The organism is Thioalkalivibrio sp. ALE14 (genome assembly GCF_000376845.1).
GTDB lineage: Bacteria > Pseudomonadota > Gammaproteobacteria > Ectothiorhodospirales > Ectothiorhodospiraceae > Thioalkalivibrio.
Genome location: NZ_AQXY01000030.1, coordinates 224,229 through 239,205, shown reverse-complemented (window position 1 = coordinate 239,205; position 14,977 = coordinate 224,229). Strand labels below are relative to the sequence as shown.

Here is a 14,977-nt window from a genome sequence, read left to right as displayed (position 1 = left end):
CAGGATCACCGAAAAGAAGCTGATCCAGGACCAGATGATCAGGCCGGCCGTGAAGGTCAGCGGAAAGTTGTCAAAGGTAAACCAGTCGCGCATGTCGCAATCCTCGAAATGTTCCAACCAGATGAGCGAAGGGTAAGCGGCGCCGCAGCGCGGCGCAAGTTCGCCCGACGTCAGCGCTCGGGATTGTCCCGCTCGCGCGGGGCTTCATCCTGCTCCGGCCGATCGTCGCCCGAGCCGGTGGGGATGCGCGGGTCGTCGTCGTCCATGAGGATGCGGTGGGCCGGCCCCTGAAGATCGTCGTACTGCCCCGAACGGATAGCCCAGAAGAGCACCAGCCCCACCACCAGGGCAAACAGCATCGCCAGGGGGATCAGGAGGTAGAGGATGGTCATGACTTCAGTGTACCCCGCCCCGCGGCAGGCTTAAACCGGCGGCGCCCCCGACGGCCGCCGGTGCGTGGCGGCCTCGCCGACGGGTTCGCCCACGCGCTCGTCGTCACGCGTGGGCCGCAGCCGCAGCGCGTTCCCGACCACCAGCAGGGAGCTGAGCGACATGCCCAGGGCCGCCAGCCAGGGGGTCAGCAAGCCGGCGGCCGCCACCGGCAGGGCGACCACGTTGTAGCCGATCGCCCAGGCAATGTTCTGGCGAATCACGCGCCGGGTATGGCGAGCTTGGTCCAGTGCCCGCGGCAAATGCTCCAGCCGGTCCGAGAGCAGGACCAAATCCGCCTGGGTCTGGGCCAGCCGAGTGCCGCCACCCATCGCCAGCGAGACATCGGCCCCCGCCAGCACCGGGGCATCGTTGATCCCCTCGCCCGCCATCAGGACCACGTGACCCTCGGCCTGGCGCGCCCGCACGTAGGCCAGCTTGTCCTCGGGGCTCAGGCCACCCTCGGCGCTGGCGATGTCCATTTGAGCCGCGAACGCCCGCGCCGCCTCGGGCCGGTCGCCGGTGAGCAGCACGACCTGCAGTCCCCGCGCGCGCAGGTCCTGGATGACGTCGCGCGCCTCCGGACGCGGGGTATCCGCCAGCCAGAACAAGGCGACGGGCTGATCATCGACGACCAGCCAGACGGGCGTGGCCAGGGGATGTCCGGCCGGGGCCTCCGGGGTCATGTCCCCGCCCGCCGGGAGCATGGAGGCCCCGCCGATGGCGACGCGATGTCCCTCGATATGCCCCTGGAGACCCTGGCCCGGGCGATTGCGGATCCCGGTCGCGCGGAGGGGAGAAGGCCCGGCCGGTTCGACCAGGGCGCGCGCCAGCGGGTGTTCGGAGTGGGCCTCCAGGGCGGCTGCCCAGGCCAGCCAGTCGCCGCCCTCGGGCGCGGGCTGAAGGTCCGTCCGGTCGACCAGGCGCGGCAGTCCGACGGTCAACGTACCGGTCTTGTCGAGGCAGACCATGTCGACCCGGGGCAGGGTCTCCAGGGCGCTGCCACGGGTCACCAGCAGGCCGAGACGGGACAGGGCGCCGGTGGTCGCGGTCAGCGCGACCGGCGTGGCGAGCGCCAAGGCGCAGGGGCAGGTGGCGACCAGCATCGCAACCATGACCCACAACGCCCGCGCCGGATCGATCCAGGCATACCAGACCAGGCCGGCCAGGGCTGTGAGAATCAGGACGGCGCCTACGAACCAGCCAGTGCCGGCCTCCGCGATTCGGGCCATACGCGGCTTCTCGGTCTGGGCGCGGTCCAGCAGGCGCTGGATCGCCGCCAGGGTCGTCTCGGCGCCGACACGCCGGACCTCGATCACCAGGGGCCCGTCCACATTCACGGTGCCGCCGGTGACCGCATCGCCGGCCCGCGCCGGGTGGGGCTCGGGCTCGCCGGTCAGCAGGGCCCGGTTGACCGTGGATTCGCCCGCGTACACCACGCCGTCCGTGGGAATGGCCTCGCCGGGGCGCACGCGCACGCGATCGCCCGGCACCAGCTCGCCGACCGGGACGGCTTCTAACTGACCGTTGGCATCCTCGCGGTTGGCGATGGCGGGGACCAGGCGGTCCAGGCGGTCGATGGCATGGCTGGCGCGCTGGCGTGCGATCAGCTCCAGGTAGCGGCTAGTGAGCAGGAAGAAGACGAACATCACCACCGATTCGAAATAAACGTGCTCGCCGGTCCCGAGGATCACGGCGTAGAGGCTGGCCAGGTAGGTGACGATGATGGCCAGGCTGACGGGGACATCCATGCCGAGCTGCCAGTGGCGCAGGTCGCGCCAGGCGCTCTGGTAGAACGGGATCGCGGAATACAGCACGACCGGGGTCGTAAGGGCTGCCGCCACCCAGCGCATGAACTGGAGGAGGTCCTCGTGTTCGGTGTCCTCCGCGCCCAGCCACAGGGCCACGGCCAGCATCATGACCTGCATCATCCCCAGGGCGGCCACGGCGATGCGTCGCAGCGCCAGGCCACGCTCGCGTGCGATCGCCTGCTCCCGGGTACCGGGATCGTAGGGATGGGCGTGATAGCCGATGTCGCGGATGGCCTTGAGGATATCCGACAGGACGATTCGCTCGGGGTCCCACACCACCTGAGCGCGGCGGGTGGAATAGTTCACGCGGAAGCTCACCACGCCCGGGAGGGCCTGGACATGGCGTTCGTTCAGCCAGACACAGGCGGCACAGGTGATGCCCTCGAGCATCAGGGCGGCTTCCCGGCGCTCACCGCCATCACCTGCGGCCACGACGAACTGCTGCTGCACGCCGGGGTGATCAAACAACTCGAGCTCGCGGAGCTCCTCGGGTATCAGGGGACTGCCGCTTTCCGCCGGCGGGGCATCACGGTGATGGTAGTAGGCCCCCAGGCCGCGCTCGATGATCGCACCGGCTACGGCCTGGCAGCCGGGACAGCAGGTGGGTTCTTCTCGCCCTTCAAAGGTGACGGGGTAATGCGCACCCGCAGGGACATCCAGCCCGCAGTGGAAGCAGCGGGTCGGACCCTCGGGCGCTGCCGGGGCCTGCGAGTCGGACGCGAGCGCCACGGCGAAGAAGGAGGGGGCTAGCCGGACTGGGCGCTACGCACGCGGGTCCGCGCCTGCTGCTCCAGCAACTGGCCATCGCGCTGGATCTGGAAACGCAGATCCCAGCGTCCCGGGGCCGGAAGCGCAACCTCGACCTGGTAGAGGCCATCCCCCATGTGCTGCATTTCGAAGCCCTGGTCGCGGCGCTCGTCGGCAAGCCACATGAACAGGCCGCGGATGCTGGCATCGTCGATCGGTGCGCCGTCGGCATCCCGCACCTCGACCTGCAGCGTGGCGGTCTCGCCTTCCGTGGGGCGCTCGACCCAGCCCTGGCGAACCTGCCAGCCCTTCTCGCGCTGGGCCTGGAGCTCCGAGACGCGATGGACGGCGAGCGCCTGTTTGCGGCTCTCCATGCCAGCCACGGTGCCCGGGAAGGCCGAGGTTACCTGCTCCGCCCGGTTCTCGGGTTCGGGCAGGATCGAGCCGATGAACTGCTGCGGCATCCCGTTATGGGCCAGCGTGATCAGGACGGCTTGAACGGACGCGACGATGGTGAAGAACCCGACGAGCACCAGCGGCGCCCAGTGCAAGCGGCCCATCTTGGCCTTGCCACCGTTCTCGGCCTCGGCCTCTTTCTGGGTGAAGACGATCCCCAGGCCATAGGGCACGATGATGTACAGCGCAAGATGGATGGCGAATACATCCGCCCCCTGCCAGGTGAGGATCGAATAGGGGATAAACAGGAACAGCATGATCGCGACCACCACCGCTGCGGTGCTGTAGGCCTTCAACCGCGTGAAGCGATAGATCAGGGCGAACAGGATGGCCAGGGCCGCACTGCCGATGCCGAGGGTAATGACGAGATTGCTCATGACGGTTTCTTCGTTTCCTGCGTTGTCGCAAGCTAGGCGCTTGCGTTGAGCTGCGCGATTTCCGGCAGCCGGATTACTGTTTCTCGCCCGTCCGCCGCTCGCGGCGGAGGGCGGCTAGCGATGACTGAACTGCGAGGTCACCTCGAGCGGCTCGATATGGCCCTCACGGTCCGTGATGACAAACCGGAAAGGCTGTGGCGACGGCGCCCCCGCGGGTACCTCGTGGCGCACCCGCGCGACCACGGTCAGTCGCTCCCCGGGCTCCAGGCGGATGCGTTCCACCTGGCCGAGATCGAGCTCGGCGCCCTCGAGTCCCGCGAGCCCGATCTCGAAGTCCAGTTCGCGGTCGGCGGTGTTGTTCAGGCGGATCTCGTAGCCGTTCTGGATCCGCCCATCGGACATCTGAACGTACAGGGGCTGACGCACCTGGTTGACGTTGGCGTCGACCGGGGGGCGGCCGAGGATGCTGGCTGCCAGCGCCACGATCACGATGACGACCGCGGCCCCGTAGCCAAGGGTCTTGCCCCTCAGGACACGGGTCTTCCCCCCCTCCTGCTCGCGTTCCGAGGTGTAGCCAATCAACCCGCGCGGCCAGCCCTGCTTGTCCATGATGGTATTGCAGGCATCGATGCAAAGCGCACAGTGGATGCACTGGAACTGCAGCCCGTCGCGGATATCGATCCCGGTCGGACAGACCTGGACGCAGTACCCGCAGTCAATGCAGTCGCCCACGCCGGCCGCCTGGCGCTCCTCGCGGGTCTTCAGGCCGGCCGTGACTTTCGCCCGGCCAGCCGTGCCTTCGCCCCGCGCCTCGTCGTATGACACGATCATCGTGTCGCGGTCGAACATCACGCTCTGGAAGCGCGCATAGGGGCACATGAAGGTGCAGACCTGCTCGCGCGCCAGGCCCGCGAAGGTATAGGTGGTGGCCGTGAGGATTCCGGCAGTGACATAGGCGGCGTAGACCGCCTGCCCGGTAAAGAAGTCGGCCACGATGGACGGCGCGTTACCCCAGTAGAGGACGAAACCCAGCCCGGTCGCGAACGCAACCACCAGCCAGGAAGCGTGGGTCAGCCCGTACTTGAAGAGCTTATCGCCGGTCCACGGCTGCTTGGCCAGGCGCAGCCGCGCGGGCCGCTCGCCCTGGATCTTGCGCTCCAGCCACATGAAGACATCGGTCCACAGCGTCTGGAAGCAGAAGTAGCCACAAAACACACGCCCCGCCACACCGGTGACGAAGAACAGGAGCAAGGCGGCCAGCACCAGGAACCCCGCCAGCCAGAAGATATCCTGGGGATAGACCACCAGGTCGAAGATGTGAAACTGGCGGCCCGGAATATCGAAGAGCACAGCCTGGTTGGGCCCGTACTCCCGCTCCCAGCGCAGCCACGGCAGTCCGAAGAACACACCGTAGGCCACCAGGAGGATCCCGGTCTTGAGGTTACGGAAACGGCCCTTGACCGATCGCGGATGGATCGGGATACGCGCTTCGTACAACGGCTGGGCCTGGGACATCGAAACCTCCCGGAGGCTATCCGGCAGAGGGGCGCCGGCGGCATCGCCGGGCTACCCGCGGGTACTCTTCAAGCCAAACAAACAGGGGTGCCCTCGGGCGTCAAGAAACCCGGCGGGCACCCCTGTGGAAAAGCGGTTCTGTCGACCGCCAGCCCCGGCGGTCGACAGATGATGCAGTGCCAGGCTACTGACCCCCGCCGAGGGAGTGGACGTAGGCGGTAAGCATCTTGATCTCCGCGTCCGACAAACGATCCGCGAAACCGGGCATCTCGCGCTGGGCGCCATCCCGAATGAAGTTCGCGACCAGGCGCTGGCGCTCGCTGTCGCTTTCTGCGCCGCGCACGTCGATCAGACCCCAGAGATCATTGGTCAGATTGGGCGCCCCCTGCGAGGTCAGCCCCTGTGCATCCATGCCGTGGCACTGGAAGCAGCCGCCGTCCGAGCCAGTGAAGATTCGGGCGCCGGCATCGGCGGCGTCCTGGTCAACGCTGTAGTCGTTCAGCGACAGCACGTAGGCAGCGACCTGGTTCAGCTGTTCGCCGCTCAGGGTGTCGCGGTAGCCAGGCATGTAGCCCAGGCGACCCTGGTGCAGGGTTTCCTCAATCTGCTCCACGGTACCGCCCCACTTCCAGTGGTCATTGCGCAGGTTCGGGTACTGACCGACCACCCCCGCGCCTCCGACCTGATGGCACGCGGCACACCAGGTGCCGAAAGAGCCCTGGGCGTAGGCGTTGACGAAGCTCATGCTCTCGGCGTCGGCCAGGATCGTTTCATAGTCCTGAGCGGCAACCTGCTCGAGCATTTCACGCTGACGCACCGCGTAGGTGCCGGTCTGCATGTCCTTGGCGAGCAACGCACGGGTATTCCAGTGCATCGTCCGCTCTTCGCCGCCCTGCTCGAAGGTGATGGTATTGAAGCCCTTGGTGAAGCTGTCGCCGATCGGCCACGCCGGGTAGATCAGCCAGTACACCACCGCGAACACGATCGTCGCGTAGAAGCCCCACAGCCACCAGCGCGGGAGCGGGTTGTTGTATTCCTGAAGGTTACCGTCCCAGACGTGCCCAGTGGTCTCGACCTGGTTCGGGTCCTTTTCACGGTTGTCCTGTGTGCTCATTGCTCGTCACTCTTGGTTTTGTCACGCCGGGCCACGGGCTCCCGGTGTGAATCATCGTCGTCCAGAGGAATGTAGCGATACGTCTCGAACTTCTGGGCGCGCCGACGATTGGAAAACAGGAAGATCACGACCCCGATAAAGGTGCCCATGAACAGCAACAGCGCGACGATCTTGCTGTTGCCCATGTCGGTGATCCACTCCCACAGTCCCATCATGCTGGCGCCCGCTCCTCCTTACCGGAATTCGGCAAAGTGCCCGTCGTCGTATTCACTGAAGTCGACCATCGTCCCGAGGACCTGGAGATAGGCCACGAGGGCATCCATCTCGGTGATCGTCCCGGGGTTGCCGTCGAAGTTCTCAGCCTGCGCCTGGGCCACCAGGTTGTCCTCGGCGTCACGGATATCGAACATCCGGGCGTGTTCTTCACCGAACTTCTCGACGTTGGCCTGATATTCCTCGTCGGTGAGCGAGTACGGCACACCCACACGCTTCAGCGCGACCATCCGGCGATCGATGTCGGAATAGTCGAGCGGGGTCGTCGCCAGCCAGGGGTAGCCCGGCATAATCGACTCCGGCACCAGCGACTGCGGATCGATCAGGTGCTGAACCTGCCATTCGTTGGAGTACTTGCCCCCCACGCGGGCCAGGTCCGGACCGGTACGCTTGGAGCCCCACTGGAACGGATGGTCGTACTGCGACTCGGCCGCCAGCGAGTAGTGGCCGTAGCGCAGCATCTCGTCACGGAACGGACGCACCATCTGCGAGTGGCAGGTGTAGCAGCCCTCGCGGACGTAGATGTCACGCCCGCGCTGTTCCAGGGGCGTGTACGGGCGCACGCCGTCCACTTCCTCGATCGTGTCGTCGATGTAGAACAGCGGCACAATCTCGACCAGGCCTCCGACGCTGATCACCGCCAGGGTGAGGATGATCAGCAGGCCGGCATTGGTTTCAACGCTTTCATGCTTCATGGATCTATTCTCTCCCTAATCAGGCCGTGCGGGCTTCAGCGGACGCGGCCTGGGCCTCGCGGGCCTCGGCCTTGATGCCCGAGCGAACGGTCATCGCGATATTGAATGCCATGATCAGCATGCCGGCGAGGAAGAACCCGCCACCGATGGCGCGCACCACGTACGGCTTGTGCAGGAACACCACCGACTCGGTGAAGGTGTAGGCCAGGTTCCCGTACTGGTCAAAGGCACGCAGCATCAGGCCCTGACCGATACCGGCCACCCACATCGCGGTGATGTACAGCACGATCCCGATGGTCGCCAGGAAGAAGTGCACATACACCAGCTTCAGGCTGTACAGGTTGACGTTCCACAGCCGCGGGATCAGGTGATACAGCGAGCCGAAGGAGATCATCGCCACCCAGCCGAGGGCGCCGGAGTGCACGTGGCCCACGGTCCAGTCGGTGTAGTGCGACAGCGCGTTCACGCTCTTCAGGGACATCATCGGGCCCTCGAAGGTCGACATGCCGTAGAACGCCAGCGCGGTGATCAGGAACAGCATGATCGGGTCGGTGCGCAGCTTATCCCAGGCGCCCGACAGGGTCATGATGCCGTTGATCATACCGCCCCAGGAGGGCAGCAGCAGCAGGATGGAGAAGGTCGCCGCCAGGGTGGAGACCCAGTCCGGCAGGGCGGTCCAGTGCAGGTGGTGCGCACCCACCCACATGTACAGGAAGACCAGCGCCCAGAAGTGGATGATGGACAGCTTGTACGAGTAGATCGGACGGCCGGCCTGCTTCGGTACGAAGTAGTACATCATCCCGAGGAAGGCCGCGGTCAGGAAGAAGCCCACCGCGTTATGACCGTACCACCACTGGGTCATCGCATCCTGCACCCCGGAGAAGATGGAGTAGGAATGCGGGTGGAACAGCCCCACCGGGACCTGGATGTTGTTGAAGATGTGCAGCAGCGCGGTGGCCAAAATGAAGGCCATAAAGAACCAGTTCGCGACGTAGATGTGCGGCTGGTTACGGCGCAGCAGGGTCATCAGGTAGACCATGAAGTAGGCCACCCAGACGACCAGGATGATCAGGTCGATCTGCCAGTTGAACTCGGCGTATTCGCGACCCTGAGTAATCCCCATCATGTAGGTGATCACGCCCAGGATCAGCGCCAGGTTCCACCCGTAGAAGGTGAAGCTCGCCATGGAGTCGCTCCACAGCCGCGCCTGACAGGTCCGCTGCACCACGTAATACGAGGTGGCGAACAGCGCGTTACCCCCGAAACCGAAGATCACGGCCGTGGTGTGGACCGGGCGGAAGCGCCCGAAGGTAATCTGCGCGATATCGAAGTTCAGGAACGGAAACGCCAGCTGCGAGGCGATCCAGACGCCCGCGGCCATCCCGAACACGCCCCAGAGGACGGCGGCAACGGCGAACCGTTTGATAATCGCGTAGTTGTACTGCTCGGAAGTCGCGACTGACGCTGCGGGTGCGGCACCCGCCGTAGTGGCTGCTTGTGACATGACTTTTCCACCTTGCTGCGGGGAACACGGATGTCCCGATGGTTCGGGGGCGTGAACTCTACCCCATTCCGGGCCCACAAAAAACCAATACCGCCTGTGTCACTCGGATATTGAGCGCGATCGGCGAAACTTTTGTACCTCACAAGAATACATCCTCGACTCACTCGCCCGCGAGGGGCGCAAGGCGCGAATTCGTTGATCCAAATCAACGAACCGGCTGGACGGGGATTACACGTCCCTCTGGCCGCGACGGGGGTGGGGCATCCGGCACCCACGCATGGCCGTACACCACCTCCCAGGTCGCGGGCAGGCGTCCCTCCACGCCAAATTCGCGCGCATAGGCCTCGGCTACCGCGATCAGGCGGCGCGGCCCGAACAGGCCCGACGACCGGCCCGACAGGGCATTGCGCACCCCGACCCCGCGCAGATCGCGGATCAGTCCGGTCAGATCCGGGTAGGTGAGAGTCAGGGCCTCCTGGTCCATGACCGGATCCGCGAAACCGGCCCGGACCAGGGCATCGCCGATATCGTGCATATCCATGAACGCGTTGACGTGCGCCCCGGCACCGCCATCCACCGCCGCGAAGGCGGCGCGCAGCTCGCGCAGGGTATCCGGACCGAAGGTGGTGAACATCCACAGCCCCTCGGGTCGCAGGATGCGTCGGACCTCGGCAAACGCCTGGTCGAGGTCGCTGCACCACTGCAGGGCCGAGCTGGAGACCGCCAGGTCGAAGGACTGCTCCGCCAGCGGCAGGGCCTCGAGATCGCCACATACCACTTGCGGCCGGCGCAGCCAGCGGCCGCGGCGGCGCGCCCGGGCCACCATCTCCGGGGCAAAGTCCACGCCGGTCAGGCGTGCCCCGCGGTAGCGGCGGCTCAGGTGGTCCAGAGCCTCGCCGATGCCGCAGCCCAGGTCGACGACCCGTTCCGGCTCCATCCGGATCCAGTCCAGCCGCCCCAGCATCCGCTCCTGCACCTCGCGCTGCAGGACCGCATGTTCCTCGTAGGTGGCCGCCGCCCGCGCGAAGGCCTCACGGACCTGCGCCTTGTCGAGATCGAAGCTGTCGGGTCGGCTCATGCGGACTCCCCTGCACTGCAGTGATCCAGGAACTCGGAAACAAAAAGGGCCAGTGGCTCCGGCCGCGCAAACCACTCCGCGTGGCCGCCCGCACCCTGCCCCACCCGGCAGTCGGGCCGCAGGGTTCGCAACTCGGCCTCCACTGCGGCGGGCACCAGCGCGTCCTCCGGCTCCAGCCAGAACGCCGCCGGCGCCCGCAGTCCGGCCCACGCGGCGCGCAGGTCCGCGCCCTGCAACAGGTCAAGACCGGCCGCAAGGCCTTCCGGCGAGGCCGGAGCCGCCTGCATCTCTGCGACCAGTTCACGCGCCAGCGAGGCCGCGTCGGGACTGCCGCGGGCACAGAGCATGGCCAGGCGCCGCCCCAGCCGGCGACGGTCGCCCCCCAGGGCGGCACGGAAATCCTCCAGCTCGGCCGGTGGCAGGGCGGCCGGCCAATCGTCGCCACGGACAAAGCGTGGCGTCGCACCGATCAGCATGAGCCCCTGGGGCCCGGACCATTGCCGTGCGGCCGCGAGCGCGACCAGCCCGCCCAGGGACCATCCAGCCCATACTGGGTACTCGACATCGGCGGGCAGCGCGGCGATCAGCGCCGCGGCGGCGTCCTCGGCATCCGCCAGCCGTCCGCCCTCGCCCGCGGCCCCGTGCCCGGGCAGATCCGGCGCCAGCACCCGCGTCGCCGCCGGCAATTCGGCCCGCAGCGGCGCCCAGACCGCGCCAGAGAAGCCCCAGCCATGCAGCAGCACCAGCGTCGGGGCACGCGCCCGCGAATCCGCGCCCCCCATGTCAGCGCCCTGAACGGCAGCCATCGGCTTGCGTATCATGTGCGCTCGCATTCACTCGCCCATCCGCGCAGGCAGGCTGACCGTACATGGCAATTACAATCGGCATCATCATCGCGTATCTGCTGGGATCGCTTTCCACGGCCATTCTGGTCAGCAAACTGCTGCGCCTGCCGGACCCGCGTACCACCGGCTCGAAGAACCCCGGCGCCACGAATGTCCTGCGCTCGGGCGGCAAGAAGGCGGCCATCATCACGCTCATCGGGGACGTCGGCAAGGGCTGGCTGCCCGTGTTCGTCGCCCTGCAGCTGGACCTGTTCCCCGGCTGGGCGATCGGCCTGATCGGTCTGGCGGCCTTCCTCGGACACGTGTTCCCGGTCTACTACCGCTTCCAGGGCGGCAAGGGCGTGGCCACCGCGCTCGGCGTGATTCTGGGAATCAGCCCCCTGGCCGGCGGGCTGGTCCTGCTCACCTGGCTGGTGGTCGCCGCCATCTGGCGCTATTCGTCCCTGGCCGCGCTGGTGGCCGCCGGCATGGCCCCGGTCTACACCGTGCTCCTGGGCATGGACCACTGGATCAGTGCCGCGGTGGCGCTGATGAGCGTGATCCTGTTCATCCGCCACGACAGCAACATCCGCCGCCTGATGCGCGGCGAGGAATCGCGGATCGGCCAGAAGAAAGACCGTACTGCCGGCTCCGGGGACTGAACGCCGACGATTCGGGCGACCGCCCGGGCAACCCGGCTCCGGACCGGTCAGGCCGGAACCGGGGCCCCCAGTTCCGCCAGGGGCCAGCGCGCCCGCGCCGCCACAACCGGCGCCCCGGTATCCCCCAGGGCGCCGGCCTGCAGCCGGCGCAGGCCGGCCAGCGCGATCATCGCCCCGTTGTCGGTACAGAACTCCGGACGCGGGAAGTACACGGGCACCCCCTGACGTTGCGCCATGGCCTTCAGCCCGGCGCGCAGCGTGGTGTTGGCGGCTACTCCACCCGCCACCACCAGTCCAGGGGCCCCGCTTTGCTCCAGGCCACGCCGGGTCTTTTCCACCAGGGTGTCGGTGACCGCCTCCTCGAAGGCGCGGGCGACATCCTCCGGGCGCCAGGCCTGCTTCTTCAACGCGGTCAGGACTGCGGTCTTCAGCCCGGAGAAGCTCATGTCCAGGCCCGGTCGATCCAGCATCGGGCGCGGCAGCCGCAGGGCGCCCGGCGCCCCGCGTTCGGCCAGGCGTGCCAGCGCCGGACCGCCCGGATAGCCCAGCCCCAGCAGCTTGGCCGTCTTGTCGAAGGCCTCGCCGGCGGCGTCGTCGATGCTCTCGCCGATCAGGTCATAGTCGCCCAGGGCCCGTGCATGGATCAGCTGGGTATGTCCGCCAGAGACCTGCAGCACCAGAAACGGGAAATCGAGCCCGGTGTCCTCCAGGAACGGCGCCAGCAGGTGCCCCTCCAGATGGTGCACCGCCAGCGCGGGGATGCCCCAGCCCCAGGCCAGGGAGCGCGCGACCGAGGCCCCGGTCAGCAGCGCCCCCAACAGCCCGGGCCCGCCGGTGTAGGCAACCGCATCCAGGTCGCGCCCATCCACGCCCGCCTCCTCCAGTACCGTGCGCACCAGCGGCAGGAGCCGCCGGATGTGGTCGCGCGAGGCCAGCTCGGGCACCACGCCACCGTAGACCGCGTGCAGGTCTGTCTGGCTGTACAGCCGGTGCGCGAGCAGGCCTTTTTCGGCATCGATCAGGGCCACGCCCGTCTCGTCGCAGGAGGTCTCGATCCCCAGTACTTTCATGATGGCAGCATGCCCGGTTTCGAGGACCGTACCAAACAGCCCCTGAACGGCCGCGCCATTGGGTGGAAGCCGGTTCTCACAGGCGCCCCCGCCGATCCGGAAACCCCTGGAGCGGCAGATGCGTACAGCCTCGCCCCAGGGCCATGACCTGAAAGCGCTCGCCCATCTCGCCCGGCAGCGTCAGCATACGCACGGCCTGCGCCGCCTGCATGGTCACACGGGCGTCCTCGCCGCTCCCCACGCGCGCCTCGAAGCGTTCCGGCAGCCCCGCCCCCAGCAGGAACTCGCCCTGGCCGGCATAGGCCAGGACGTCCAGGCCCGCGGCGTCCGCAGCCTCGGCTACCCCGGTAAAATCGACGCTCGCGGTCAAGTCCATCAGCCCCGGGTGAGCCAGCGGATCCTGGATCAGCTGCTGACGGTAATAGCCAACCAGCGTCCCCTGGTGACGCTCCGGGGCGTAGTAGGCGGCCCGCGGGAAGCCGTAGTCGACGAGCACGGCCACCCCCTGCTCCAGCACCCCGGCCAGCGCGCTCACCCACGCCGCCTGCGCCGGGCGCCACTCGGACAGATAACCTTCGGGCCACGGGCCATGCTCGGCCTGCAGATGCGCGACCGGTTCGGCCAGGGCGGACGGTGCCTCGCGTTCGGCCAGGGTCAGGGCCCCTCCCGCGTCGCTCGTGACCCCGACCTGCCACACCCGGCCCTCGCGCCAGCGGAACAGCTCCACCGGCAGGGCATCGAGTACCTCGTTGGCGAGCACCACGCCGCGAACGGGGGTGCCGGGCAAGGCGTCCAGCCAGGCCACCCGGGCGTACTCCTCGGGCGCAAGCACCGACTCCAGGTGCGCCTGCTGCCGGGCCCGCAGGTCCGGGCTCACCTCGATGATCCAGTAGCGGGCCCAGGCGACCCCCAGCTCACGCAGGGTCGTGATCACGTCCGCCGCCAGGCGGCCACTGCCGGCACCGAACTCGAGCAGCGTGCCGCTGCCATCGAGGTCGTCCCGCAGAACCGGGGCCAGCCAGGTGGCCAGGGTCTCGCCGAACAGCGGCGAGAGCTCGGGCGCCGTAACGAAGTCCCCGCCCTCGCCCAGCTTGTGCGCGCCGTTGACGTAATACCCCAGGCGCGGCGCATACAGCGCGGCCTGCATGTAATCGACGAACGGAAGGAACCCCTCGCCCGCGGCAATACTCTGTTGCAGGTAGGTGCGCAGGCGCGCGGCGATCTCCCGGGCAACCCGATCGTCCGTGGCGTCCGTGGTATTTGTGCTAGGTTTCGGCGGCATCATGGCAGCGAATGGTACCAACCCGGGGACAGACGTGGCGCAGGGGCAAGCCGACAGCATGAACCGGACATCCGGCCCGGCACGGGTGGTGCTGATTACCGGTGCCGCGCGGCGGGTGGGCGCGACCATTGCCCGCACGCTGCACGCGGCCGGGCTGCGGGTGCTGATTCATTACCGCGGTTCGGAAGCGGATGCCGAGGCCCTCGCCACCGAACTGAATGCGCAACGCCCCGACAGCGCCCTCACCCTGCAGGCCGATCTGCTCGACCCGGGCGGCATCGAACGCCTGGCCCGCGAGGCCGAGGATGCGTGGGGCCGCCTGGATTTTCTGGTCAACAACGCCTCGACCTTCTACCCGACTGCGGTGGGCGAGATCACGCAGCAGGACTGGGATGACCTGGTCGGCTCCAACCTGAAGGCCCCGACCTTTCTGACCCAGGCCTGCAATCCGGCGCTACAGCGGGCGCAGGGCGCGGTCGTGAACATCGTCGACATCCACGCCCTGCGGCCGCTGAAGGGCTACCCGGTGTATTCGGCGGCCAAGGCCGGCCTCTGGGCCCTGACCCAGGCCTACGCCCGCGAACTGGGACCGGGCGTGCGGGTCAACGGCGTGGCCCCCGGGGCGATCCTCGCCCCCGAGGACGCGGAGAACACCGGGACCCACGAGGCCATGATCGAACGCACCGCCCTCAAGCGAGAGGGCAGCCCCGAGGATATCGCGCGCACCGTGCGCTTCCTGTTGCTGGACGCGCCCTACATTACCGGACAGGTGATCCCGGTGGACGGCGGGCGTTCGGCATCGCAGTAGCCGCGGCCCCGGGCAGCCGCGCTACACTGGGAGCAACCCACTACACGCGTCAGGAGACCACCGCATGATCGATTCCAAACGCTTCGACGACCTTGCCCGCCGGATCACGGAGAGCCTGCCGGAGTCGGTGCGCCACGTGCAGGAGGACGTGCAGCGTCAGGTCCGCTCGTCGCTGCAAAGCGGCTTCGAACGCATGGACCTGGTGACCCGCGAGGACTTCGACATCCAGGTTGCCCTGCTGGAACGCACCCGCGAGCGCCTGGCCGAGCTGGAGGCACGCGTGGCCGCGCTGGAAGGCCGCCCGAGCGACGAATCCGGGCAGTAACGACTCG

General features: G+C 67.7%; 15 protein-coding genes. 3 read left to right on the top strand and 12 right to left on the bottom strand.

What is annotated here, in order from left to right:
• Window positions 1–170 precede the first annotated feature (170 nt).
• From ccoS to F572_RS0112230, 10 genes are all read right to left on the bottom strand, one after another.
• Window positions 171–392: a cbb3-type cytochrome oxidase assembly protein CcoS gene (gene ccoS / locus F572_RS0112275; RefSeq protein WP_017942914.1), complete on the bottom strand. Its 222-nt coding sequence runs from the start codon at window positions 390–392 to the stop codon at window positions 171–173.
• A gap of 30 nt (window positions 393–422) precedes the next feature.
• Window positions 423–2,969, bottom strand: coding sequence for a heavy metal translocating P-type ATPase (locus tag F572_RS0112270; RefSeq protein ID WP_018158473.1), 2,547 nt, complete (start codon window positions 2,967–2,969; stop codon window positions 423–425).
• A 17-nt stretch (window positions 2,970–2,986) separates the two neighbouring features.
• On the bottom strand, window positions 2,987–3,820 hold the full coding sequence (locus F572_RS0112265; protein WP_017942917.1) for a FixH family protein: 834 nt from the start codon (window positions 3,818–3,820) through the stop codon (window positions 2,987–2,989).
• A gap of 114 nt (window positions 3,821–3,934) precedes the next feature.
• Window positions 3,935–5,335 (bottom strand): cytochrome c oxidase accessory protein CcoG, encoded by a 1,401-nt coding sequence (gene ccoG / locus F572_RS0112260; RefSeq protein WP_017942918.1) that lies wholly within the window; start codon window positions 5,333–5,335, stop codon window positions 3,935–3,937.
• A 184-nt stretch (window positions 5,336–5,519) separates the two neighbouring features.
• Window positions 5,520–6,449, bottom strand: coding sequence for a cytochrome-c oxidase, cbb3-type subunit III (gene ccoP, locus F572_RS0112255; RefSeq protein WP_017942919.1), 930 nt, complete (start codon window positions 6,447–6,449; stop codon window positions 5,520–5,522).
• Window positions 6,446–6,664 (bottom strand): cbb3-type cytochrome c oxidase subunit 3, encoded by a 219-nt coding sequence (locus F572_RS0112250; RefSeq protein ID WP_017942920.1) that lies wholly within the window; start codon window positions 6,662–6,664, stop codon window positions 6,446–6,448. The genes ccoP and F572_RS0112250 overlap by 4 nt, the downstream gene beginning before the upstream one ends.
• An 18-nt stretch (window positions 6,665–6,682) precedes the next feature.
• The gene (gene ccoO / locus F572_RS0112245; RefSeq protein ID WP_017942921.1) at window positions 6,683–7,417 is read right to left on the bottom strand and encodes a cytochrome-c oxidase, cbb3-type subunit II; all 735 of its coding nucleotides are present in this window, start codon (window positions 7,415–7,417) and stop codon (window positions 6,683–6,685) included.
• Window positions 7,418–7,436: 19 nt separating this feature from the next.
• Window positions 7,437–8,921, bottom strand: a complete 1,485-nt coding sequence (gene ccoN, locus F572_RS0112240; RefSeq protein ID WP_038034345.1) for a cytochrome-c oxidase, cbb3-type subunit I — start codon at window positions 8,919–8,921, stop codon at window positions 7,437–7,439.
• A gap of 205 nt (window positions 8,922–9,126) precedes the next feature.
• Entirely contained in the window at window positions 9,127–9,999 is an 873-nt protein-coding gene (gene bioC / locus F572_RS0112235; RefSeq protein WP_017942923.1) for a malonyl-ACP O-methyltransferase BioC, read from the bottom strand.
• Complete coding sequence (locus F572_RS0112230; protein WP_026143148.1) at window positions 9,996–10,820, bottom strand: alpha/beta fold hydrolase; 825 nt, start codon at window positions 10,818–10,820, stop codon at window positions 9,996–9,998. The genes bioC and F572_RS0112230 overlap by 4 nt, the downstream gene beginning before the upstream one ends.
• Before the next feature lie 47 nt (window positions 10,821–10,867).
• On the opposite strand from F572_RS0112230, the gene plsY reads away from it, so the two are divergent.
• A complete protein-coding gene (plsY, locus tag F572_RS0112225) occupies window positions 10,868–11,485 on the top strand; it encodes a glycerol-3-phosphate 1-O-acyltransferase PlsY (protein ID WP_017942925.1) in 618 nt (205 codons plus the stop codon).
• Between the two features lie 47 nt (window positions 11,486–11,532).
• Here the strand turns inward: plsY and tsaD are convergent, their stop codons facing one another.
• Window positions 11,533–12,555, bottom strand: coding sequence for a tRNA (adenosine(37)-N6)-threonylcarbamoyltransferase complex transferase subunit TsaD (tsaD, locus tag F572_RS0112220; protein ID WP_017942926.1), 1,023 nt, complete (start codon window positions 12,553–12,555; stop codon window positions 11,533–11,535).
• 76 nt (window positions 12,556–12,631) lie between these two features.
• Window positions 12,632–13,840 (bottom strand): class I SAM-dependent methyltransferase, encoded by a 1,209-nt coding sequence (locus F572_RS0112215; protein ID WP_017942927.1) that lies wholly within the window; start codon window positions 13,838–13,840, stop codon window positions 12,632–12,634.
• A gap of 82 nt (window positions 13,841–13,922) precedes the next feature.
• On the opposite strand from F572_RS0112215, the gene F572_RS0112210 reads away from it, so the two are divergent.
• Window positions 13,923–14,645 carry a pteridine reductase gene (locus tag F572_RS0112210; RefSeq protein WP_017942928.1) on the top strand — a complete coding sequence of 241 codons (723 nt, stop codon included), beginning with the start codon at window positions 13,923–13,925 and terminating at the stop codon, window positions 14,643–14,645.
• Window positions 14,646–14,709: 64 nt separating this feature from the next.
• The gene (locus F572_RS0112205) at window positions 14,710–14,970 is read left to right on the top strand and encodes an accessory factor UbiK family protein (protein WP_017942929.1); all 261 of its coding nucleotides are present in this window, start codon (window positions 14,710–14,712) and stop codon (window positions 14,968–14,970) included.
• Window positions 14,971–14,977 lie beyond the last annotated feature (7 nt).